Raw genomic sequence first — 22,779 nt, 5'->3', positions numbered from 1 at the left:
TTTTAGTCCAGCTTGATATTGGCTTCGCGCGCGACGCGCTTCCACACTTCGATGTCGCGCGCATTGATTGCGGCCTGTTCGCTGCCGGCGACGTAATCAGGCGTGATGCCGAGGTCGGCCATCTTGCTCGTCACCGCCGGGTCCTTGAGCGTGTCCTGCACGGCCGCGGCAAGCTTTTCCGTGATCGGCTTTGGCAGGCCCGCGGGCGCGAACATGGCCCAACCCGTCCATTGGTCGAAATCGACTCCCTGCTCCTTGTAAGTGGGAACATTGGGGAAATTTGCCGTGCGGCGCGTGCACATGGCCAGCGCCTTGATCTTGCCGGTCTTGACGGCCGCGGTGCCGCTGCCGATATCCAGCCAGCCCAGCTTCACCACCCCGCCCAGCATGGCAGTCACCACGGGCGATGAGCCCTTGAACGGAATGTGGTCCAGCTTGATTCCGGTTTTCTGCGCCAGCACCTCGGCGCAGAAGTGGCCGGTGGAGCCCAGCCCCCAGGTGCCGAACTGCAGCGGCGACGCGCTCTTCTTCGCCACGGCGACAAGTTCCTTCAGGTTGTTGGCGGGGAAGTCCCTGGTGGCGACCAGGATGATCGGTGACGTTCCCACCCGGGCGATGGTGGTCAGGTCCTTGACGGGATCGTAGGGCAGCGCCTGGTAGACCGCCGGGGCCAGCGTGGTGGTCGTCATCGTGCCAAGGCCGATGGTGTAGCCATCCGGCGTGGCCCGCGCGAGTTGCCCGATCGCGATGGTGCCGGCCGCGCCGGCATTGTTCTCGACGACCAGCGGCTGCTTCAGGCGTCGGCCGAGCTGGTCCGCGAGGATTCTGGCGAACACATCGCCGCCACCGCCCGGTGCGGTCGGGACAATCAGGCGGATCGGCTTGTTCGGGTAACTGGCTTCACCCTGCGCCTGCGCCCCAAAGGACAAGGCGACTGCAGCAAGGAAACCGAGGGCGGCGGACTTCTTCATCTTTGTCTCCAACTTCTGTATTTCACGCGTTCAGCGCTTCGTGTTCGCTTGCCGTCGGGTGAGGCATTTTCTGGAACATGAAGAAACGTTTCCACAAATTGTGCGACGATGAAAGCGCGAATCAAATGGTGGTAAACCCGTGAATCTTCTGTGAGGCTTGTGGGGCGCCCGGGCGCCCTGGGGAGGGCATGCGCTGACGGCCTGGCGAATGCCGCCAGGCCAGGCGTCGCACGCGCCTTATGCGTCCTGCGTCAGGACGATCTTTCCGAAATGCGTGTTCCTGCGCATCATCTCGCAGGCCTCGGCGACACGATCCAGCGGCAACCTTGCATCGATCGGCAGGCGCAGCTGTCCTTGCCGGAGAGCCGGCCAGAAGTCTCGTTGCACACGCTCGGCAATCACGCCGAAATCCTCGACGGTGCGCGTCCGGAAGGTCATGCCGAGGTACTGGATCCGGCGCAACGAATGGAGATCGAAGTCGAATTCTCCGCTCTCCCCTGCCATCCGTCCGATATTGACGATGCGCCCACCGATCTTCACGGCGCGCATGCTGTCGTTGATAAACGGACCGGCCAGGAAATCGACCAGCAGATCCACGCCGTGGCCATCGGTGTGTTCCAGCACAGCCTTCACCCAGTTCGGATCGTTGCTGTCGAGCGCGATGTCAGCGCCGAACTCCGACAGGCGCGCGCGGCGGTCGGGCTTGGTCGACGTGCCGATGACCAGGCTGGCGCCGAAGTGCTTTGCCACCTGCAATGCCATCAAGCCCACGCCGGAGGAAGCGCCGAGCACCATCACGGTCTGCCCGGCTTCGAGCCCGGCCAGATGGCGCATCGCCGTATGGGTGGTGCGCAGTGCGACGGACAGGCAGGCACCGGTCTCGTAGTCCATCTCCGGGTCAGGAAACGGGAAGGCGCGCCGCCAATCCGCGACCGCATACTCGGCGAAGCCGCCGAGGCCAGAGCACATCACCTTGTCGCCGACTTTGTATGCGGTGACGTCCGCGCCAACCTCCACCACATCGCCCGACCATTCCAGGCCCAGCGGCGTGCCGGTACCGCCAGCCGCCCCGTGCGCCTTTCCGTCGACCAGCGACAAATCGGCGCGATTCAGGGAACTGGCCCGCACTTTCACGAGGATTTCAGTAGGCTTGGGTCGAGGGACCTCCAGCTCTGCAAAAACAAGTCCCGTCTCACCGCGAATCGCAGCTTTCATTGCGCATGTCTCCTGTCGAATAGGTCTGGGTACGTAGGCACGGTGTCACCGCCGCGACGACGTAAGGTGTATTCATTGTAGAAACGTTTTCGCATTTTACGCAAGGATCCGCCGGACAAAAAAATGCCGCCTCGGATGAAGGCGGCATTGCCGAGCCGGAAGCGGATTGCGCGGCGGCTAGGCGGTGGCTTTCTTGCGCGCGGTGGCGGGACCACATGACTCGCGGAGCACGAGTTGCGTAGTAATCCCGATCGTCTCGGGCTCGATGTCTGCGTCGCGTTCCAGTTGCTTGAGCATGAGCTGCGCGAGGACGGTGCCGACGATTTCCAGGTCCCACGTCAACGATGTGATGGACGGACTGAATAGCTGCGACAGGTCGGTGTCGCCGATGCTGATCACGCTCACATCCCCGGGGACGGTCCTGCCGGTATGCCGCAGCGCCTGCAACACCCCGGCCAGGATGCGCGTGCCGAGGCACATGAAGGCCGTGGGCGCTTCAGGGCCGGACAGCAGCGAAAGCGCTTCGGTGAACGCGAAATCCATGGCGGATTTCTCGCAGCGGATCAGCTTCGGCACCGGCTTGAGATCCTGCTCCTTGTACGCCTCCTTGAAGCCGGCGATACGTTCCCGACCCGGGCGCAGGACGCTGCCCGGCGTCAGCAACGCGATGCGTGTGTGGCCCAGGTTCAGCAGGTAGCGGGTCGCCTGCAGCGCGCCGGTGTAGTGGTCGACATAGACCCCGGTGCCAGTCGGGCCGAAATCCCGGTCCAGCGCGATGACCGGCATCTCCTGGGAGAGTTGCTCCAACAGCTTGGGGTTTTCCGTCTCGCAGGGACCCAGGATCAGGCCGTCCACGCGTCGGCGGCGGAACAGGTCGATCAGGTTCTTTTCGCGCTTGCCGTCGTTATGCGTACTGGCGATCAGCAACGCGTATCCGGCTGCCTGAAGCGCGGCCTCGACGGAAGTGATGATCCTGGCGTAGAGCGGGTTGGCGAGATCCGACACGATCAGGCCGATGGCGCCGGACGAGCGCGTACGCATGCTCTGTGCGATCGCATCGGGCTCGTACCCCAGCCGCCTGGCCGCCTTGGACACCGCGGCAATCGCTGCTTCGCTGACGCGCCCGGCACGATTGAGCGCACGGGACGCCGTGCCAATCGAAACGCCGGCCTCCTTGGCAACCTCCCGGATCGTGATGCGTGGCTTCATTGGCTACGTTTCACGAAACGTTGTGCCGCAACGGGCATAACACAAGACTGCAACATCGACTCCCTCCCCGGCTCTTTTTTTCGCTGGCCGCCGCGGTTGCGCGGCGAGCCAGCGACGCGTGACGCGCCATTTCCTTGACGTCAGGCATTCTAGCTCACCAGACGACGCGGGCTCCCCAGGGACTGCGGCCGGAAAAACACCCGGCCGGGAAGGGACGGGCCTGCCGGCCCGGCGGTGCGCTATCGCGGCGCGCCGATCTGGTGGATGGCTTGTCCCTTGCCGTCCCAGGCCAGCCCTGCCCGCCTGACCTCGGCAAAGTACTCGCCTTTGCCGCCGGTCAGTTCGGAGATCTCGAACATGCCGCTGGGCAGTTCCGGATTCACAAAATAGGCAAAGCGTCCACGCGGCCCCATCCGCCCACCATGCCCCTCTACATACCCTGCCTCGAGGAGGTGGGCCACGATTTCGTCGAAGCGGTCTTCCGTCCAGTAGGCGATATGTTGCGCACCTTCGCCACTGCGCTTGAGCGAGTCCAGGTAGAGCGACGGGGCGTCGTCCCGCTGCTGGATCAGCTCAATCTGCAGGTCGCCGGAGTTGGCCAGCGCGATCGACAGCTTCGGTGGCGTGGCGGGCTTGCCATAGTAGCGGTATTCCGTGGTGCCCACGTCTTCCTTGTAGAACCACGGTCCGACGCCCAGCTTTTCCGTCCAGTGAGCCATGGCCTTCTCAATGTCGCTCACCACGTAGCCAAGCTGCCGGACGCCGCCGAACAAATAACTCATCGCTGTCTCCTTGTCGTCTGAAGGTTGCGGTCCTGCTCTTGCAGAAACGTTTTCACAATATAGCCTCAACGACCTCATTCATTTGGGTAGTGTTTACCATGATTGTCCATATTTTTGGCGGAAACAACAATCATGAACAGCGGTGGAAACGTTTCTTCATTTGCGCAGAAACAGGTGATATGCAGGAAGCTGCGCTTGCAGGACAACTCACAGGAGACTATCGAAATGACTCAGTTCAAGGACCAGGTGGCGCTGGTGACCGGTGGCGCGAGCGGCATCGGGGCCGCTACCGCGCGCCTGCTGGCAGAGCGCGGTGCGCAAGTCGTCATTGCCGATCTTGCGAGCGGCAATGGTGCCGCGATGGCGGACCGGATCGGCGCCGAGTTCATGGCGCTGGACGTCACCAGCGAGCCGGGCTGGAAAGCCACGATCGCGGCCATCCTTGAGCGCCACGGGCGGCTCGACGTGCTCGTCAATGCGGCCGGCATCGTCGGCGACGTGATCAATGGCACCCTCGCCAACACCACCCTCACCGACTTCCGGCGGGTGATGGCGGTCAACCTGGACGGGACCTTCCTGGGCTGCCGCGAAGGCATCGAGGCCATGCGCCGGACCGGCAAGGGCGCCATCATCAATCTCGCCTCCGTCGGCGCGTATTACCCGACCCTCCAGAGCGTCGCCTATGGCGCCAGCAAGGGCGCCGTGACGCAACTGACCAAGACCGTGGCGCTGGCCGGTTCCGAGAATGGCCACCAGATCCGCTGCAATTCCGTCCATCCCGGCAAGATCGCCACGCCGATGCTCGAAACGATTTTCGACCAGTACAAGCAACGCCAGGCAGCGGGCGGCGTCGATCCCCGAACGGCTGGCCGGCGCATTCCGCTCGCCGAGGAAGGCAAGCCCGAGGATGTCGCCAACCTGATTGCCTTCCTGGCGTCGGACCAGGCCGGCTACATCACGGGCGGCGAGTTCACCGTAGACGGCGGCTGGCGGCTGTTGCGCTGACACCGCATTCCAATTCCATATAGCGACTGGCGCGGCGCGGGCCGATGCCGGTCGCCGACCCTTCCCGCAAAACCTGATGGAGAACATGATGTCCGAATCCCTGAACGCCGCACGCATCCAGACCGTGCGTGATCACATGGCCCTCGAGTGCACGCACGAATGGGATGCCGTGATCGACACCTTCGCGCATCCCCGCTATGAAATGCATGCCACCGGCACGGTGTTCGATGGCGAGGAAGAGGTGCGCGGCTACTTCGACTCGTCACGCGCTTCGTTCCCCGACCTGGCCAACGAGATCATTGCCATCGCCGCCGCGGACGACACCGTGCTGGTCGAGTTCTGGCTTTCCGGCACGCATCTGGGCGATCTGAAGGCCAATGGCAAGATCTTCCCGCCCACCGGCCGCAAGTTCCGCGTACGCATGGCCGCGACTTTCGAGTTCGCGCCGAATTCGGACAAGATCATTTGCGAGCGTCCCTACTCCGCCACGGACGCCAAGCTGCGCGCCCTCGGACTGGTCTGACGCGTCGCAGCGGATCCAGAAAGCGGCGAGGGCCTGATGGCCCTCGCTTCTTTTTTTGTCAGGCAACCGACGTGTGGCTTGCCGGACTCTCAACACGGCGTGCGCCGGCACCGTCCCTGAAGTAGTACGCGAAGATGACAGCCGCGCAAGCCAGCGCGCCGCTCAGGACGTAAAGGCTTGCGGTAAAACCGCCGGTGAGCGTCTTCAATGCCCCGACTAGCAGCGGAGCGACCGCGCCGGAGCTCGAACCGATCGTCGTGATGACTGCAATGCCCGCAGCAGCGCTGGGGCCGGACAGGATAGTCGCGGGCATCGCCCAGAAAACCGCATAGGCACTGGACATGCCGATTGACGCCAGCGTCAGGCACACGATGGTCATGACGGGATCATGCGGAAACACCGACGCGCTGAGCATGCCGACGGCCCCCACCATGGCGGCAATGGCAAAGTGCCAGCGGCGCTCGCCAGTCTTGTCTGAATGACGGCCGACCAGGATGGCTGCGGTTACCCCGAACAGCGCAGGGATCGTTGCGGCGAGGCCCACCTGCATGACGGTCAGTCCCATGCCCTTGAGCAGGGTCGGCTTCCAGAACGATAGCGCGAAGACGCCGAACACGACCAGGAACACGATCAGCCCCAACATCCAGACGCGCGGATCGAAGATCGCGTCGCGCATGCGGGCGTGGCCATGGCCCGCGCGATCCTGGCTCAGCATCTGTTCGAGTTCGGTTCGCTCGCGTTCGGTCAGCCAGCGTGCCTCCTTCGGGCTTTCAGACAGCAGCAGGTACGCCATGATGCCCAACGGCACGCACGGCAGGCCTTCCAGCAGGTAGAGCCATTGCCAGCCGTGGAGCTGCAAGGCCCCGTCGAGCCAGGTCATGATAGCCCCGGCCGCCGGGCCGGCCAGGATCGGAGCAAGGGTATAGGACATATAGAAGATCGCGGTCGCCTGGGCGATGCGCCGCTTCGGAAACCACAGGGTCAGGTAGTACAGGACGCCAGGGACAAAGCCGGCCTCGAACACCCCGACGAGAAAGCGCATGAAGTAAAACTGCGTGGGCGTCTCCACGAAGATCATGGCCGCAGAGGCGAGTCCCCACAGGATCAGGATGCGCAGGAAAGTCTTCCGGACCCCGATGCGCGACAGCAGCATGTTGCTGGGCACCTCGAACAGCGCATAGCCGATGAAGAAGACGCTGACCCCCAGCCCGAATACCGCATCGCTGAACCCAAGCTCGTCGCGCATCTGGAGCTGGGCGTAGCCCACGTTGGTGCGATCCAGAAAGCTGAAGACATAACAGACACACAGCATCGGCAGTATTCGCCAGCTCACCTTCCGGAACAGCCTGCGTTCATTGTCCCCGTCAATGTCAGTACGCACCAGGTCCATGCCATGTCTCCCAGAGTTATAGGCGTTGCGCCGATTATCTGAGAGGGGTCGGGTACGGACTGTCGCCTTTTGGCAGTCGCGCATGCGGACTAACCCGCATCGCCGTCCGTCACCTCTGTCTGGCGCAGAAGTCGCAGCCACCAGCTCTGCCATGCAGGGAGCAATGTATGCTGACGCACATTGGTCGCGGCAATCCTCGATTCCTGGCGATGACTTCCCATCGTGGGCCGCCTAAGATTGCCAGACATCAAACGAGGGGGCAGCCCATGCCCCGCCCGCCTGGCACCGTGGCCGGCTCGCTTTGGAGCTGCCGCATGCCTCAGACCTGGGTAGCATCGCCACGGCGACGTTCTCACTGACGGAGCAGAGAAGCATGAAACCAGAACCATTTGCAGTGACTCCGGATGCGTATGCACGCGCGCTCAACGTGGTGGGAGAAAGGATCACGGTGCTGGCATCCAATGCCGCCACGCAAGGTTATGAGGTATTTCTGCAGCAGGGCGAAGAAGGCAGTGGCCCACCGCCCCATAGCCATGACTGGGACGAATCGTTCTACGTTACCAGGGGGACGATCGAGATCGGCTATGGCGATCAAGCGATCACTGCTGTCGCTGGCACCTTTGTTCATGTGCCAGCGGGCACGGTGCATTACTTCCGTTTTGGCTTCGGCGGCGGCGAAATGATTTCAGTCACCAGCCACGGCGGAAGCGCATCGCGCTTGTTCACGCGGCTCGATGAGGAAATTCCGCCAGGCGCGCCAGACATGGAGAAGCTATTGGCGGTGGCGCAAGAGTGTGGCATCAAAATTTCAGGGTGAGCGCTGGCCCGGACACACCCCTTCCCTTCGACCGCTGCTTCGGCCGAGGTTCTTCCTTCCGCGTGTTTCGTCGCAACCTGCTACGCAGCCACGGCCTTGCGCTCCCTGCCTGATTTCGTTCCCGGCTGGGCATTCGGCCCTGCCGCGCCCTGCAGCAGCCAGCAACTCAACTGCACCGAGCGCGCCATCAGCCTGCGCCGTCCGGCAGCATCGGCTTCGATGTAGTCAACGCATTGATGGAAAAGGTATGAAACGACGTACGCGCAGACGTCGTCAATGGCCGGGCCTGAGAGCTTGGGACACAGCCCCAGCCGCTCGATGTCTTCCGCCATCTCGGCAGCAATGTCATCCAGCACCGTGCGAATGGCAACGCGAAGCGCGGGCTGCGGGCCCGTGATCCCGCACACACCAACGATGAATGCATCCGGGTGATGCTGCGCGTACAAGAACAGGGCTTCGCAGGCACGCGTGGCCACTTCACCCGGGTTGTCGCGGGCAGCGGCCCATCGGACCGCACGCAGCATCGGCCGCAGTTCAGCGCTGACCTCGGCCATGGCGGTGATGGCCAGGTCTTCCATGTCGCTGAAATGCCGGTAGAACGTGTTGGGATTCAGGCCGGCCTCGCGCGCGATCTCGCGCAGCTTGAGTGCCGCAAAGCTGCGCTTGGCTGCGGCCAGCCGCAACGCGGCGTCGATCAGGCGGCGTTTGCCGTCGGCAATGGCTTCCATGAATGCGGTTTAGTAGTAGGACTCGGTTTTTGCCCGACATGCTTCGTTGACAGCATGTCTACGGTTGTCTACGCTTGCGCTGGTAGACAGATGTCTACATTAAATGAAACGGCCGCACGTGGCAAATCGCGTGTCAGCGTCCGTTCAGGAGACACCGCCCAGCCATGCCGCCGCCCATTGAGCTATCCAGCCCCGACCAGGCCTCCGACGCGCCGCATCCATCCCCTGCCCGCTCCATGCATGCCCCCACCCCTGAGCCCATCCCGCGCGACCCGGGTTGGCCGCTGGTGGGCAACCTGCTGCAGATCACGCCCGGTGCGCTGGGCCAGCACCTGCTGGCGCGCAGCCGCCACCATGACGGCATCTTCGAGCTGAATTTCGCCGGCCGGCGCGTGCCGTTTGTGACGTCGGTGGCACTGGCCACCGAGTTGTGCGATGCCGCGCGTTTCCGCAAGTACATCGGCCCGCCGCTGTCCTACCTGCGCGGCATGGCCGGAGACGGCCTGTTCACCGCACGCTCCGACGAGGCCAACTGGGGCAAGGCGCACCGCATCCTGATGCCGGCGTTCAGCCAGCGCGCGATGAAGGGCTACTTCGACGTCATGCTGCGCGTGGCCAACCGGCTGGTGGACAAATGGGACCGGCAAGGCCCGGATGCCGATATCGCCGTCGCGGACGACATGACGCGGCTGACGCTCGATACCATCGCGCTGTCCGGCTTCGGCTACGACTTTGAATCGTTCGCCAGCGCAGAACTGCACCCCTTCATCGAGGCCATGGTCGGCGCGCTGGAAGAGGCGATGTCCAAGCTGACGCGCTTTGCCCTGCAAGACCGCTTCATGCATGCGGCACACCAGAAGTTCGACCAGGACACCCGCTTTATGCGCGACCTGGTGGACGACGTGATCCGGCGGCGGCGCGCGGGCAACGCGGCGGAACGCAGGGGCGGCACGGCCAACGACCTGCTCGGCCTGATGCTGGAAGCGCGGGATCCGGACACCGACCAGCGGCTGGACGACGAGAACATCCGCAACCAGGTGATCACGTTCCTGATTGCGGGCCACGAGACCACCAGCGGGCTGCTCACCTTCGCGCTGTATGAACTACTGCGCAACCCGGGCGTGATGGCACAGGCTTACGCGGAGGTGGACGCCGTGTTGCCCGGCGACGCGGCGCCGGTCTACGCCGACCTGGCGCAGCTGCCGGTACTGGACCGTGTGCTGAAGGAAACGTTGCGCCTGTGGCCCACCGCGCCTGCCTTCGCCGTGGCGCCGTTTGAAGATACGCTGCTGGGCGGCCGCTACCTGATCCGCAAGGACAGGCGCCTGTCGGTCGTGCTGACCGCGCTGCACCGGGACCCGAAGGTTTGGGCCGACCCGGAACGCTTTGACATCGATCGTTTCCTGCCTGAGCAGGAGGCAAAGCTGCCTCGCCACGCCTACATGCCTTTCGGCAATGGGGAGCGTGCATGTATCGGCCGCCAGTTTGCGCTGACCGAGGCCAAGCTGGCACTGGCGCTGATGCTGCGCAATTTCCAGTTCACCGACGCGCACGATTACCAGTTCCGCATCAAGGAAACGCTGACGATCAAGCCGGACGGATTCACGGTGCGCGCGCGCCGGCGCCGGCCGCATGAGCGCATCGCCGCGGCGCCGGTCGCCGGGACCGCGCAAGCGCCGCAGGCGGGCCCCGATGTGCTGGGCGGCGGCAGGCCGCTTGCCGTGCTGTGCGGATCCAGCCTTGGTACCGCGCGCGAACTGGCGGAGCAGGTGCATGCCGGCGCGCTGGCGGCGGGCTTTGATGCGACGCTGCGCGACCTGGACGATGTGGCCGACGCGCTCCCGACCACCGGCCTGGCCGTCATCATCGCCGCCACCTATAACGGCCGCGCGCCGGACTCGGCAAGGCGCCTCGAAGCGCTGCTCGACAGTGGCGGCGCCAGCGGCTACCGCGCAGAAGCGCTGAGCGTGGCCGTGTTGGGCTGCGGCAACTCGCAATGGCCGACGTACCAGGCCTTCCCGCGCCGGGTCTATGAATTCTTCACCAATGCCGGCGCCAGTCCGCTGCTGCCGCGTGGCGAAGCCGACGGCAACGGCGACTTCGACCAGGCCGCTGAACGCTGGCTGGCCTTGCTGTGGCAAGCCCTGCAGGCCGGCGACGGCGTGGGCGGGCCAGCCCAGGGAACGCCGCCGGTCCGGGTGCAGATGAGAGACGTCGCCGAAATCCGCGCGTCCACGCTGCCGGCAAACACCCAGGGCTTCACGGTCCTGGCCAACACCGAGCTGGTGAACGATCCATCCGGCCTGTGGGATTTCTCGCGCGAGGCGCCGCGGACTTCCACGCGCGATATCCGCCTCAGGCTGCCCGAAGGCGTGCGCTACGCCACGGGCGACCACCTCGCCGTCTATCCGCAGAACCAGCCCGGGATGGTCGCGGCCCTGTGTGAGCGAATCGACATCGACCCGGAAGCCATCGTCACGTTGTCCGCTTCCGGCGGGGCCGCGCGCGGCCTGCCGCTGGGCGAGGCCCTGTCCGTGCGCCAGCTGCTGACCCATTTTGTGGAGCTGCAGGACGTGGTGTCGCGGCATACCCTGCGCCTGCTGTCGCAGTCCTCGCGCTGCCCGGTCACGCGCCAGGCGCTGCAGCAGCTGGCCTCGGACGACGCCGAGACCGGGTACGCCGCCCAGGTGGCGCCGCGCCGGCTCGGGCTGGCCGACGTGCTGGACCGTTTTCCCGCCATCGAGGTGGATCTGGCCGGCCTGCTGGCTTGCACCGTGCCGATGCGGCCGAGGTTCTATTCGATTGCCTCATCGCCGCTCGTCTCGCCCGACGTGGCGACCATCACCGTCGGCACGGTCTGGTCCCCGGCGCTGTCTGGCCGCGGGCTCTTCCGCGGCGTGGCCTCTACCTGGCTGCAGGGCCTGGCGCCCGGCGCCATGGTGGCGGGCGCCATCCGCACGCCCAACCCCACCTTCGCACCCGCGGCAGACCCGGCCACGCCCATGGTCCTGATCGGCCCCGGCACGGGCATTGCGCCGTTCCGCGGCTTTCTTGAGGAGCGGGCCGCGCAACAGGCGGCCGGCCAGCCGGTGGCCCCCGTGCAGCTGTACTACGGTTGCCGCCACCACGCGCACGACTGGCTGTACCGCGACGACGTGGAGCGCTGGCAGGCACAGGGCGTGGTGCAGGTCCACCTGGCCTGTTCAGTCGTGGATGGAGAGCCGCGCTACGTGCAGGACCTGCTGTGGCAGCGCCGTGCCGATGTCTGGGCCCGGCTGAACCAGGGTGCGATGCTCTACGTGTGCGGCGACGGCCGCCACATGGCGCCCGCGGTCAGGCAGGTGCTGATTCAGATCGGCGCAGAGCAAGGGGGGATGACGCCAGAGGCGGCTTCGGACTGGCTGGCGGACCTGGTAAGCGTGGGAGGGTATCGGCAAGACGTGTTCAACTGAAGGCAGGCACCGACTCGCCGGCGCCCGGTCACACCTTCCTGACGAACTCCGATTTCAGGCTCATGGCACCAAAGCCGTCGATCTTGCAGTCGATATCGTGGTCACCGTCGACCAGGCGGATGTTCTTCACCTTGGTACCCATCTTGACCACACCGGCTGACCCCTTCAGCTTCAGGTCCTTGATGACGGTGACAGTGTCCCCGTCCTGCAGGACATTGCCTGCCGCATCGCGATACACCCTGGCCTCCGGTTCGGTCGGCGCGGCTGCCTGCACCGACCATTCATGCGCGCATTCCGGGCAGATGTAGAGGCCCCCATCTTCATAGGTGAACTCGGAATGACATTTTGGGCAGGGAGGCAAAGCGCTCATGGGGACTCTTGGTTGTCTGGCCAGGGCCGTAAAGGAGCGGAAGTATACCGCCCCGCCGCCTATGGCATCGCATCGGGCGGCAGCACGCTCCATCCCGAAACGCTGCCGGACGTCGTCAGGCGCTGGCTCCTGAGGACGCCGTTCTCGTCGAACTCGAAGAAAACCGTCGACGATCGGATCGCGCCGCCGGCGAACAGCGGGCCAATGAACGGGATAAAGCTCTCAGGGTGCGGCCTGGAGGCCGCAAACGAATAGATCAGGATGGTTGACCCGTTGACCAGGGTGGTCTGCGACGAAGGCTTCCCCAGCTGGGTGGTAACGTCGTCGAGGGTGGAGAAACCGAGCAGGAAGTTCGCCATTTGCTCCTGTTTCACCTCGACGCCCGTCGATACGCAGGCGGCCAACATGACGCAAGTCACAATCAATGCGTGAGCAGGCTTCATGTCGTCACCGCCATACTTTTTGCGCCGTGACCGGCGCTGAAGGCGCCCGGCACGCCATTCAGAAAGCATACAACTTTGCTGAACGCTCCGCTGAGGCCCCCGCAGGGCGTCTGCCCTCCTTGCCGGCCCCCTACTCCGGCACGAAATGTATCGACCGCAGCAACTCCGCCTGCCGTTCATAGGCGGCGCGCGCATCCCTGGACAGCGCCTCGCTGCTGAGCGGCTGCCCGGCGTCCATGCCCATGGCCTCCACGCGCTCGCGGTAGCCGGGCTGCTGCACGATGGCCAGCGTGGCGTTGCGGATCTTTTCCTGCACCGCCGCCGGCACGTCCGGCGGCAGCCACACCCCCATCCAGCTGGGCTCCGTCATCGCCGGGAAGCCGACTTCGGCGAAGGTCGGCACATCCGGCAGCGCGGGGATGCGCTTGGGATACGCCACGGCATAGGCCTTGAGCTTGCCGGACTTGATCAGCGGCAGCGATGTGGCCAGGCCGTCGAACATCAGCGGCACATGGCCGCCCATCACGTCCTGCAGCGCGGGCGGCGATCCCTTGTAGCCGACATGCTTCATATCCACGCCCGCCAGGCGGTTGAACTGGACGCCGATGGTCTGGCCGCGCATGCCGGCGGCATAAGAGGCATAGTCGATCTGCCCGGGCTTGCTCTTGATGTAGGCAAGCAGTTCGCTGAAGTTCTTCGCCGGCAGCTTGGGATTGCCCACCAGCACAAGCCCGGTGCGAGCCACCTGGGCAACGGGTTTCAGGTCCTTGAAGGGATCGAACGAGACCTTCAGCGCCAGCGGCGTTTCGGAAACGATGCCGCCCTGGATCAGCAGCAGCGTATGCCCGTCATGCGGTGCGGAAAGCAGTGTGTTGACCGCGATCGCGCCAGCACCGCCCGGCTTCTGTTCGACAATCACCGGCTTGCCCAGCGACTGCGTCAGCCCCTCGGCCAGCAGGCGCCCGAGGAAATCGGCGGTGCCGCCGGCGGGGCCGCCGACCACGATCCTGACCACCTTGGTAGGCCACGCCTGGGCCTGGGCGGTCGATGGAAGCGCAGCCGGCAGCGCCACCGACAGCGCAAGGCCGAACATGCATGACAGCGACGCCCTGCGGCGCGCCGACGGTTCTGCTTGATTCATGGTTGTCTCCGAATGTGCGAGGGTTGTTCAGGGCAGCAGCCGGCTTCATCGTGAGCCGGTGATTTGCCACCCTTGCCCTTCTGCTGGCGGATCGCCAGTGCCAACCGACCCAGGTCAGGCGGCCTTGCGCAGGAAGCCCTGATTGCCGCCATTGCGGTTCGGCGCGAAGCCGTTGGCCGCCAGCGTCTCTTCGACCGTGTCGTAGAACACGCCGATCTTCTGGATGTCGCGCGCTTCCTGGGCCGTTGCCACCTTGCGGCCAAATTCGCCCGCGATGCGCACCAGCTGCTCGATCTGTTTCACCGTGCTCATCCTGGCCGTGCGCGACTGGTTCCAGAGGCAGTCCTCGGTTCCGCATCGCACATGCAGGCCCAGGGCAATCCCCATCATGTTCACAGGCAGCACGTTGCGCACGGAGCTTTCGACGGTCAGCACCGCGCCATCCGGGACGGCGCGAACGATGTTGGCGAGGTTGAAGACGCTGGGCGCATCCATGCCGCCGCTGATCGCCACCCAGTTCATGACCAGCGGCCCCTTGTACACGCCGCGCCGGATCAGCCGCTCAACGGATTCGAAGCTATTGATGTTGTAGCACTGGAATGCGCTCTGGATGCCGGCAGCGGAAAGACGTCGGATATGCTCTTCGACCCAGCCCGGCTGGGCAGGAACCGTCATTTCCTTGTACGCGTTGAAGATCGCGGGGTTCTCGCGCGAGGTGCCCTTGAAATCCGCGAGTTCCGCATGCTCCGTCACGTTCATCTGCGACGTGTTCACCGTGACGGTCACCTGGTCCGGAACGGGGTCGAGCTCGGCAAGCATGTGGCGCGTGTCGTCGGACAGCCACTTGGCGGCATCCCCCTCGTTTTCCGGCGCAAAGCTGATCGATCCGCCCACCTGGATGATCATCTCCGGCACCGCCTTGCGCACCCCGGCAATCAGCTCGTTGAACTTGGACAGACGCTTCGAGCCTTTGCCGTCAAGCTCGCGCACATGCAGGTGCAGCACAGTCGCACCGGCGTTGTAGCAGTCCACGGCCTTCTGGATCTGGTCTTCCATCGTCACGGGGATGTCTTCCGGGAAATCGGACGGCAGCCAGCCCGGTGCGTAGGGTGCCGCGGTGATGATCAACGGCTGCTGGTTTTCAGGGAACAGGGACCCATCGAGGTAGTTCAAGGCATGTCTCCATTTGTAAGGGGCACGTGGCAAGGCCTGGCGGGTGGCGCGCCTCAGAAAGGCTTGTCGCCGATGATGGCGGCGCGCTCCATCTTGCGCGGCGCCGGCCAGTAGTCCTGCACCGCGTAGTGCTGGGTGCAGCGGTTGTCCCAGATGGCCACGCTGTTGGGCTGCCAGCGGAAGCGCACCTGGTATTCGGGAATCGCCGCCTGGCTGATCAGGTAGTTCAGCAGATGGCTGGCGCCTGGCGTCTTGTCCTGTCCGTAGCGCACGTTCTCAGGGGTGTGGAAGTTGACGAAGTGCGTGGAGAAGCCGCAGACGTAGAGCACCTTCTCGCCGGTTTCCGGATGCGTGCGCACCACCGGGTGCTCGACCGCGGGATACTGCGCGGCCAGCTTGGCGCGGTTCTCCGGACTCATTGCCGCGCCGAATGAATGCTCGATGCCGTGCTTGGCGCGCAGGCCGGCGATGCGCTGCTTGATTTCCTCGGGCAGGTGCTCGTAGGCCGCGGCCATATTCACCCAGATGGTGTCGCCGCCGACCGGCGGGGACTCGATGCAACGCAGCACGCAGCCCATGGGCGGGCATTCGCGCCAGCTGCCGTCGGTGTGGTAGCTGTTCTCGTAGTTCTCGCGCTTGTCGCTGCGATAGATCTGGACCAGCCCCGGATGATCGGGATCGCTGCCGGCGACGGGATGGTCTTCCAGTTCGCCGAAGCGGCGCGCGAATGCCACGTGGTCCGCGCGGGAGATTTCCTGGTCGCGCAGGAACAGCACCTTGTGCGTGAGCAGCAGGGACTTGATCTCGGCAAACAGCGCTTCGTCGCGCGCGGCATCGGCCAGGCTGACGCCGCTGACTTCGGCGCCGATGCTGCAGGTAAGAGATTGGACTCGCATGGGGACGCTCCTTTACAGCACAAAGATCGAAGACCCGGTGGTCTTGCGTGACTCCAGGTCCCGGTGGGCCTGCACGGCATCCTGCAGCGTGTAGCGCTGGTTGATCTCGATGCGGATACGGCCCGCGGCGACGTGGCCGAATACCTCGGCGGCCAGTTCGGCCTTTTCGGCGGGGTCCGCAATGTAGTCGGCCAGTGCCGGACGGGTCAGGTAGACCGAGCCCTTCCTCGCCAGCAGCTGCGGATCAAACGGCGGGATGGCGCCGGAGGCCGTGCCGACGCAGACCATCAACCCGCGCCGCTTCAGCGAATCCAGCGACGCCATGAAGGTGCTCTTGCCTACGCTGTCGAAGACCACGGACACGCCCGCGCCATCGGTCAGCTCTCGCACCCGCTTTGCCACGTCCTCATGGCTGTAGTTGATGATGTGGTCGCAGCCATGGGCACGCGCCACCTCTGCCTTGGCCTCGGTCGACACGGTGCCGATCACGGTCAGGCCGAGCAGCCTGGCCCATTGCGAGACGATCAGCCCCACGCCGCCGGCAGCCGCGTGCAGCAGGATGGCTTCGCCACCGCTGAACGGGTAGATGCGGCGCATCAGGTAGGCAGAGGTCAGGCCGCGCATGGTCATCGCTGCCGCGGTCTCGAAGCTGATCGCTTCCGGCAGGCGGATCAGCGGTGCGGCGGGCACCAGGCGCTCGGTGCTGTACGCGCCCAAGGTGTTGATAAAGCCGGTGTATGTGACGCGATCGCCCTCCGCGACATGGGTCACGCCCGGCCCGACCGCCTGCACCACGCCGGCTGCCTCCACGCCCATGCCGCTGGGCAGCGGCACCGGGTAGGTGCCGTTGCGGAAGTAAGTGTCGGCATAGTTCAGCCCGACGGCCGCGTGGCGGATCCGCACCTCGCCCGGGCCCGGGTCGCCTACCTCGGCGTCCTCATAGCGGAGGACTTCGGGCCCTCCGGTTTCGTACATGCGAATGGCTTTTGCCAAGGCTGTCTCCTGATTGTCGTGTCCTGCCCGCGCCGCTATCATTGGCGCGACGGTAACGATTGTCAGACAGCCATGGCGCGGCACCCTTGACCGATCGCGCCAGGATTTGACATTTGATGACGGACACGACCGACGCCCCCACCCACTCTCGCGGCAGCCTTATGACCGTCCTTGTTCGCAGCGCTTCCCTGACCAAATACCTGGCGATTGCCCGGGGCGCGGGCCTGGATCCGGTGCGCATGGTGGCCCAGGCAGGCCTGGACCAGGCCTGCCTGTACACCCCGGACCTGCGCATCCCGGAAGCGCGCCTGGCCGAAGTGCTGGAGGCCTCGGCGCGAGTCACGGCCTGCCATTCGCTTGGCCTGATGGTGGGGGAATCGTGGCGCCTGTCAGACTTCGGCCCGGTCAGCCTGCTGCTGCAGCACCAGCCCACGCTGCGCCACGCGCTGGCGGAGATCGAGCGCTACCGCCACTGGCTCAGCGACTCCATCTCCATCCTGGTCACGGAATATCCTGAGATCACGGTGCTGCATGTGACGTTGCAGACGGGCCGGCACCAGCCCGGCAGGCAGGCCATGGAACTGACCGTTGCCGCCTTGTACAGCCTGATCCGCGCCATCCTGGGCGCGTCCTGGAAGCCGCACAGCGTGCACTTCGCCCATGCGGCGCCGGCCGACCTGCAAATCCACCGGCGCCTGTTCGGGCAACACATCGAGTTCGGTTCGGAGTTCGACGGGCTGGTGCTCGCCAGCGGCGACCTGGATCGCATCAACCCCCTGGCCGATGCCAGCCTGGCCGGGTACGCCAGGGGCTTCCTCGACCTGCAGCCGGGGGCCGGCAAGCCTTCCATCGCGGCCGACGTCCGGCGCACCCTGCACCAGCTGTTGCCGCGCGGCCGCGGCGCGGTGGAACAGGTCGCGCAAAGCCTTGGCATCAGTCCGCGCACGCTGCAGCGCCAGCTGGAGCAGGATGGCGATACCTTCTCCGCACTGGTCAATGAAGTGCGCCGCGAGCTTGCGCAACGCTATCTGCAGGATCCGCAGCGGCCGCTCGCCCGGGTCGCCACGCTGCTGGGGTTTTCGGAACCCAGCGCATTCTCGCGCTGGTTCGCGGCACAGTTCGGCAAGTCGCCGACACGCTGGCGCCAGGACGGCGCCTGAGACAGGCGGCCTACTTCAGGTACTTCATCGTGGCGACACCCGTTGCCACCAGCAACTCCCCGTCCAGCCACACCTCTGCGCGCGAAAAGAAGATCGAGCGTCCGCGCCGGTCGACCATGCCCTTCGCGGTCAGCAGCTTGCCCGTCCCGTTGCTCAGGAAGTTCGAGGTCAGCGACAGCGTGACCGCATGGCGCGCGGCCTCGCCCGGCGCCGAGTAAAGGCCCGAGTAGCCAGTGGCGGCGTCGAGCAAGGTGCAGAGGGTGCCGCCATGCACCACCCGGCTGCGGTTGAGCATATTGGGCGCGAGCGGCAGCTCAAGTTCTACATAGTCGTCGCGCCACCGGGTGATCCTGACACCAATGCTCTCCAGTGCCGGATTGTCCAGGCAGAACTCCTCATCGCCCTCACCTTGAGGTTTCACCGCATCCATTGCTTGGGTTTCCATTTCGCTGATCGTTGCCTTGATACCGGTGTAGTGCGCGTTGCGCGCGCTGGCTCCGGAGCCTCATTTCTGCTTGATTTACGGTTTTTCGTAAATCTCTATTTCACGAAGCGCGTCTTTTGCCCGCATGAATATGCACCCTGGGGGCTATTCGTATGCCGCGCCTGCGCCGCCTTTGACTCGGTATTGAGAACGACCTAGGCTAAGTAGGCTTCCCCTGCACCTTGGCCACGCACCACGGCCAAGTGATGAACCGGCGACGTTGCGACGTCCTGCAAAACCAGAGGGCTCACCATGAACATGCGGCCAGATCCGACGTTTCACGCCTCGCCGGAACTCGCGATAGGCGCACCAGCGGAATCATTTGCCTATACGGTGCTGCTAAGCCCCGACGCCTCGCAGCCAGACGCGCTCGCGGTGATCGACGCCAAACCCGGCTCGCCCACCTACAGCCAGGTGGTGCATACCGTGCCGATGACCAACAAGGGCGACGAGTTGCACCATTTCGGCTGGAATGCGTGCTCGTCGTCGTTGTCGCCGCTGACCGGCCATGCGTTTCTCGAACGGCGCTACCTGATCATTCCGGGCATGCGCTCTTCGCGCCTCTATATCATCGACACCAAGCCGCACCCGACCCAGGCACGGATCCACAAGATCGTTGAGCCGGACGAGATCTTCCGCAAGACCGGCTACTCCAGGCCCCATACCGTGCACTGCGGGCCGGAGGGCATTTACGTCAGCACGCTCGGGGGCAGTGGCCCGGATGGCACGGACGGCGCGCCCGGCATCTTCATCATGGACTGCGAGACCTTCGACGTGCTGGGCCGCTGGGAAATCGACCGCGGCGACCAGGAGAAGCATTACGACTTCTGGTGGAACCTGCCGCGCGACTACATGGTGTCCAGCGAATGGGGCCTGCCGCCGCAGTTCGAGAACGGGCTGGTGCCCGAGGACCTGCTCGGCAATCGCTACGGGCACAAGCTGCATTTCTGGGACCTGCGGGCGCGCCGCAACGTGCAGACCATCGACCTGGGCGCCAACCACCAGATGGCGCTGGAAGTCCGGCCTGCGCATGATCCGATCCGGGAATACGGCTTTGTTGGCGTGGTGGTCGATACCACCAACCTGGAAGGTTCGATCTGGACCTGGTGGCGCGAAGGGGGAAAGTTCCATGTCGAGAAGACGGCAACCATCCCGCCCGAAGCCGCCGATGCGAGCCTGCTGCCGCCGCTGCTGCAAGGCTTCGGCGCCGTGCCGCCGCTGGTGACCGATATCGATCTGTCCCTCGACGACAAGTTCCTCTACGTGTCCTGCTGGGGCACCGGCGAGATGCGGCAGTATGACGTGAGCGATCCGCGCAACCTGAAGCTCGCCGGCTCGGTCCATATCGGCGGCATCGTCCGCCGCACGCCGCATCCCAACGGCAAGCCGTTTGCCGGCGGCCCGCAGATGGTCGAGATCAGCCGCGACGGCAAACGCGTCTACTGGACCAACTCGCTCTATTCCACGTGGGACAACCAGTTCTACCCCGACGGCATACCCGGCACGCAGGTCATGGCGCGCGCCGAGCCGGGCGGTGGCCTGGCGCTGGCCGATGACTACTGGGTCGATTTCCCGGAAGGCTACCGCGCCCACCAGATCCGGCTGGAAGGCGGCGACTGCTCGACCGATTCGTTTTGCTATCCCTCGGTCAAGGCTTGACCGGTCACGCCTGGGAACAGATCGGCCTCTGGTCGGCAGTGCTGGCCAGCGGCCTCTATCACGGCATCAACCCCGCCATGGGCTGGCCGCTGGCGGTATCGAACGGCTTGCTGGCGCATAGCAGCCGCGCCCTCCTTGCCGCGCTCGGGTACCTGGCTTGCGGGCACGCGCTTGCGGTATTGGCGGTAACGCTGCCTTTCGGCATGCTGGCTGCCCTGGTCGCCTGGCAAGCGCAGATCCGCATCGGCGCCAGCGTGCTGCTGATTGGCTGCGGCATCGTGCTGCTGCTCAGGCGAGGCCACCCGCGGGCACTGGTGCGCATCGCGCCATCGCGGCTCGCGCTATGGTCGTTCGCGGTGGCGATCGCGCATGGCGCCGGCCTGATGCTGGTGCCGATCTATCTTGGCCTCTGCCGTGTCGAGACGGACCTGGGGCACCAGGCCGCCGCCACGCTCGCCAGCGCCAATCTGGGCATGGCGCTGGTGGTCTCCGTCATCCACACCGTGGCCATGTTCGTCGTGGGCGGCGGCATGGCATGGCTGGTCTACCGCTACCTGGGACTGAAGTTCGTGTCGCGGAGCTGGTTCAACCTGGAGGCGGTCTGGGCCGCCAGCCTCATCCTGGTGGGGATGCTGGCGCTGGGTCTTGAAGCCTTTGGATAAGCGCTGAACTCAGCCGGCCAGCCGCGCCGCCAGCCGCCCGCGCGTGATCGCGGCGATCTGTGCCAGCGCTTCGTCAAGCTCCTGCTGCGTGCTGCGGCCAAGCCGGCGCTCGAACGCGGCGAAGATGCCTTCGCGGGTGTAGTGGCGCACGCAGATGATGAACGGGAAGCCGTGGCGCGCCTGGTAGTCAGCGTTGAGCTGGTCCAGGGCGGCCTCTTGCTGCACCGACATTGCATCCAGGCCGGCGCTCTTCTGCTCGGCGTTGGAATCGGCCGTCATCGTGCCCGCGCGGATATTGCGTGCCGACAGCTGCGGGTGCAGGTTCAGGAAATCACGCTGGCGCGGCTCGTCGAGCTTGCGCACCACGTCCATCATGGCGCCATGCAGCGCCGTTGCCGATGCGAACGGCCGCTGCGCCCAAGCGCCCTCGGCGGCCAGCGGAAAGTGTTCGAACACGCTACCGAAGGCATCGGCAAAGGCCGCTTCGTCCAGGACGTTGACCGACGCCAGGTCGAGTGGTTGAGACATGGATGCTTCTCCCGTAGGGATCCCGCGCATGGGGAATCGTTGGATACGGGGCCGAGTATAGGAACGGCCCGCCGCAGCGGCGAGAGCCCGGGCCCTATAGATCCCATAACAGAAACCGATACCGCTAGCGGCGCATATCGCGCAGGTCGCGCAGCTCCTGCGAGGCGGCGGTCAGCATGCCGCGCAGCCAGACATGCGCGGCCGAGCGGTGGCGCGACGGATGCCACAGCTGGTAGAAGCGCATGAACGGGAACTCGATCGGCGGCTCCAGCACTGCAAGCGGCACATGCTGCGCATGGTAGTTGGCGAAGTGGCGCGCGGTGGTCAGGATCAGGTCGGTGCCGGGGATCAGGCTGGGCGCCAGGTTGAAGTAGGGACAGCTGATGCGGTTGTCCCGGTGCACGCGCATGGTGCTCAGGCCGGCATCGACGAGACCGCGCTGGTCGCGCGAATACGGCGTGGGCACGATATGCGAGGCGCTCAGGTAGGCCTGGGCGGTGAACTTGCCGGGCTGCGCATGCACGCTGTCCTGCGCCACCACGCACACCACCTCGTCTTCCAGAAGCACGGAAAGGTGCAGGTGCTCAGGCGGGTTGGGCCAGTTGCCGATCACGATATCGACCGTACCCGCCGACAGCGCCTGCTCGTAATCGAAGGTGGCCCCCAGCGGCAGCGCCGACAGCCGCGCGTGCGGCGCCGCACGCCGCACCGCGCGCACCACGTGCGCGAAGAACGGCGGCGCCAGGTAGTCAGGCATGGCCACCACGAAGCTCTGCTCGGTGGTGGCGGGATCGAAGCGCTCGTCCGAGACCAGCAGGTTGTCCAGCGCGCTGAGCGCGGCCTGGGCATTGCGCGCCAGCTGCAGCGCGCGCTCGGTCGGCACCATCACGTTCTTCTCGCGCGTGAGCAGCGGGTCGTTGAAGATCGCCCGCAGGCGCTTGAGCGCGGCGCTGATGGCCGGCTGTGACTGGTTCAGGCGGATCGCCGTGCGCGACACGCTCTGCTCGGCGATCAGGATGCACAGCACGCGCAGCAGGTAGGTATCGAACGGGTCGTCGGCGCGAATCATGTTGGGTCCGTGGCAGGAAAAAGTGGAGGCCTGGCGGGTGCGGCTGCCGCCGCTCCGGGCGGCAACGCCATGCCAGGCAATGGCGACTTTGTAGCGTGTCGCGCACCGC

22 protein-coding genes are annotated in these 22,779 nt (G+C 65.3%); 7 read left to right on the top strand and 15 right to left on the bottom strand.

The annotated features are described in order from the left end of the window. Positions 1 to 2 precede the first annotated feature (2 nt). From ACW4E8_RS15020 to ACW4E8_RS15005, 4 genes are all read right to left on the bottom strand, one after another. Positions 3 to 971, bottom strand: a complete 969-nt coding sequence (locus ACW4E8_RS15020) for a Bug family tripartite tricarboxylate transporter substrate binding protein (protein WP_456805208.1) — start codon at positions 969 to 971, stop codon at positions 3 to 5. Between the two features lie 237 nt (positions 972 to 1,208). Beyond that, on the bottom strand, positions 1,209 to 2,186 hold the full coding sequence (locus ACW4E8_RS15015; protein WP_456805207.1) for a zinc-binding dehydrogenase: 978 nt from the start codon (positions 2,184 to 2,186) through the stop codon (positions 1,209 to 1,211). Between the two features lie 177 nt (positions 2,187 to 2,363). Next, positions 2,364 to 3,395 (bottom strand): LacI family DNA-binding transcriptional regulator, encoded by a 1,032-nt coding sequence (locus ACW4E8_RS15010; protein ID WP_456805206.1) that lies wholly within the window; start codon positions 3,393 to 3,395, stop codon positions 2,364 to 2,366. 239 nt (positions 3,396 to 3,634) lie between these two features. Continuing rightward, positions 3,635 to 4,177, bottom strand: coding sequence for a VOC family protein (locus ACW4E8_RS15005; protein WP_092141416.1), 543 nt, complete (start codon positions 4,175 to 4,177; stop codon positions 3,635 to 3,637). A 225-nt stretch (positions 4,178 to 4,402) separates the two neighbouring features. Here ACW4E8_RS15005 and ACW4E8_RS15000 point away from each other — a divergent pair, with 225 nt between their 5' ends. Both ACW4E8_RS15000 and ACW4E8_RS14995 read left to right on the top strand, forming a co-directional pair. Further along, positions 4,403 to 5,182, top strand: coding sequence for an SDR family NAD(P)-dependent oxidoreductase (locus ACW4E8_RS15000; RefSeq protein WP_456805205.1), 780 nt, complete (start codon positions 4,403 to 4,405; stop codon positions 5,180 to 5,182). Positions 5,183 to 5,267: 85 nt separating this feature from the next. Beyond that, on the top strand, positions 5,268 to 5,705 hold the full coding sequence (locus ACW4E8_RS14995; RefSeq protein WP_456805204.1) for an ester cyclase: 438 nt from the start codon (positions 5,268 to 5,270) through the stop codon (positions 5,703 to 5,705). Positions 5,706 to 5,763: 58 nt separating this feature from the next. On the opposite strand, the gene ACW4E8_RS14990 is transcribed toward ACW4E8_RS14995, so the two are convergent. Further along, positions 5,764 to 7,095 carry an MFS transporter gene (locus ACW4E8_RS14990; protein WP_456805203.1) on the bottom strand — a complete coding sequence of 444 codons (1,332 nt, stop codon included), beginning with the start codon at positions 7,093 to 7,095 and terminating at the stop codon, positions 5,764 to 5,766. 373 nt (positions 7,096 to 7,468) lie between these two features. On the opposite strand from ACW4E8_RS14990, the gene ACW4E8_RS14985 reads away from it, so the two are divergent. Next, positions 7,469 to 7,912, top strand: coding sequence for a cupin domain-containing protein (locus tag ACW4E8_RS14985; RefSeq protein WP_456805202.1), 444 nt, complete (start codon positions 7,469 to 7,471; stop codon positions 7,910 to 7,912). Positions 7,913 to 7,992: 80 nt separating this feature from the next. Here ACW4E8_RS14985 and ACW4E8_RS14980 read toward each other — a convergent pair whose 3' ends face one another. Continuing rightward, positions 7,993 to 8,640, bottom strand: a complete 648-nt coding sequence (locus ACW4E8_RS14980) for a TetR family transcriptional regulator (protein WP_456805201.1) — start codon at positions 8,638 to 8,640, stop codon at positions 7,993 to 7,995. Between the two features lie 164 nt (positions 8,641 to 8,804). Between ACW4E8_RS14980 and ACW4E8_RS14975 the strand changes: the two genes are divergently transcribed. Continuing rightward, complete coding sequence (locus ACW4E8_RS14975) at positions 8,805 to 12,092, top strand: bifunctional cytochrome P450/NADPH--P450 reductase (RefSeq protein WP_456805200.1); 3,288 nt, start codon at positions 8,805 to 8,807, stop codon at positions 12,090 to 12,092. Between the two features lie 28 nt (positions 12,093 to 12,120). Here ACW4E8_RS14975 and ACW4E8_RS14970 read toward each other — a convergent pair whose 3' ends face one another. From ACW4E8_RS14970 to ACW4E8_RS14945, 6 genes are all read right to left on the bottom strand, one after another. Then, positions 12,121 to 12,462, bottom strand: coding sequence for a zinc ribbon domain-containing protein YjdM (locus tag ACW4E8_RS14970; protein WP_456805199.1), 342 nt, complete (start codon positions 12,460 to 12,462; stop codon positions 12,121 to 12,123). A 59-nt stretch (positions 12,463 to 12,521) separates the two neighbouring features. Beyond that, positions 12,522 to 12,905 carry a hypothetical protein gene (locus tag ACW4E8_RS14965; protein ID WP_456805295.1) on the bottom strand — a complete coding sequence of 128 codons (384 nt, stop codon included), beginning with the start codon at positions 12,903 to 12,905 and terminating at the stop codon, positions 12,522 to 12,524. A gap of 130 nt (positions 12,906 to 13,035) precedes the next feature. Further along, positions 13,036 to 14,046, bottom strand: a complete 1,011-nt coding sequence (locus tag ACW4E8_RS14960; protein ID WP_456805198.1) for a Bug family tripartite tricarboxylate transporter substrate binding protein — start codon at positions 14,044 to 14,046, stop codon at positions 13,036 to 13,038. Positions 14,047 to 14,160: 114 nt separating this feature from the next. Further along, a complete protein-coding gene (locus tag ACW4E8_RS14955; RefSeq protein WP_456805197.1) occupies positions 14,161 to 15,219 on the bottom strand; it encodes a 3-keto-5-aminohexanoate cleavage protein in 1,059 nt (352 codons plus the stop codon). 53 nt (positions 15,220 to 15,272) lie between these two features. Further along, entirely contained in the window at positions 15,273 to 16,115 is an 843-nt protein-coding gene (locus tag ACW4E8_RS14950; RefSeq protein WP_456805196.1) for a TauD/TfdA dioxygenase family protein, read from the bottom strand. Positions 16,116 to 16,127: 12 nt separating this feature from the next. Beyond that, on the bottom strand, positions 16,128 to 17,108 hold the full coding sequence (locus ACW4E8_RS14945) for a quinone oxidoreductase family protein (protein WP_456805195.1): 981 nt from the start codon (positions 17,106 to 17,108) through the stop codon (positions 16,128 to 16,130). A 161-nt stretch (positions 17,109 to 17,269) separates the two neighbouring features. On the opposite strand from ACW4E8_RS14945, the gene ACW4E8_RS14940 reads away from it, so the two are divergent. After that, on the top strand, positions 17,270 to 18,268 hold the full coding sequence (locus ACW4E8_RS14940) for an AraC family transcriptional regulator (protein WP_456805194.1): 999 nt from the start codon (positions 17,270 to 17,272) through the stop codon (positions 18,266 to 18,268). Positions 18,269 to 18,278: 10 nt separating this feature from the next. On the opposite strand, the gene ACW4E8_RS14935 is transcribed toward ACW4E8_RS14940, so the two are convergent. After that, positions 18,279 to 18,698, bottom strand: coding sequence for a PaaI family thioesterase (locus ACW4E8_RS14935; protein WP_456805294.1), 420 nt, complete (start codon positions 18,696 to 18,698; stop codon positions 18,279 to 18,281). Positions 18,699 to 19,004: 306 nt separating this feature from the next. On the opposite strand from ACW4E8_RS14935, the gene ACW4E8_RS14930 reads away from it, so the two are divergent. Beyond that, the gene (locus ACW4E8_RS14930) at positions 19,005 to 20,411 is read left to right on the top strand and encodes a selenium-binding protein SBP56-related protein (RefSeq protein WP_456805193.1); all 1,407 of its coding nucleotides are present in this window, start codon (positions 19,005 to 19,007) and stop codon (positions 20,409 to 20,411) included. Between the two features lie 77 nt (positions 20,412 to 20,488). After that, complete coding sequence (locus ACW4E8_RS14925; RefSeq protein WP_456805293.1) at positions 20,489 to 21,073, top strand: hypothetical protein; 585 nt, start codon at positions 20,489 to 20,491, stop codon at positions 21,071 to 21,073. Positions 21,074 to 21,082: 9 nt separating this feature from the next. Here ACW4E8_RS14925 and uraD read toward each other — a convergent pair whose 3' ends face one another. After that, positions 21,083 to 21,601, bottom strand: coding sequence for a 2-oxo-4-hydroxy-4-carboxy-5-ureidoimidazoline decarboxylase (gene uraD / locus ACW4E8_RS14920; RefSeq protein ID WP_456805192.1), 519 nt, complete (start codon positions 21,599 to 21,601; stop codon positions 21,083 to 21,085). Positions 21,602 to 21,725: 124 nt separating this feature from the next. After that, the gene (locus ACW4E8_RS14915) at positions 21,726 to 22,670 is read right to left on the bottom strand and encodes a LysR family transcriptional regulator (RefSeq protein ID WP_456805191.1); all 945 of its coding nucleotides are present in this window, start codon (positions 22,668 to 22,670) and stop codon (positions 21,726 to 21,728) included. Positions 22,671 to 22,779 lie beyond the last annotated feature (109 nt).

This window comes from Cupriavidus sp. CP313, from assembly GCF_054072015.1.
Note: the sequence above shows the minus strand (reverse complement) of the source record. Positions and strands in the feature narration are given on the sequence as shown.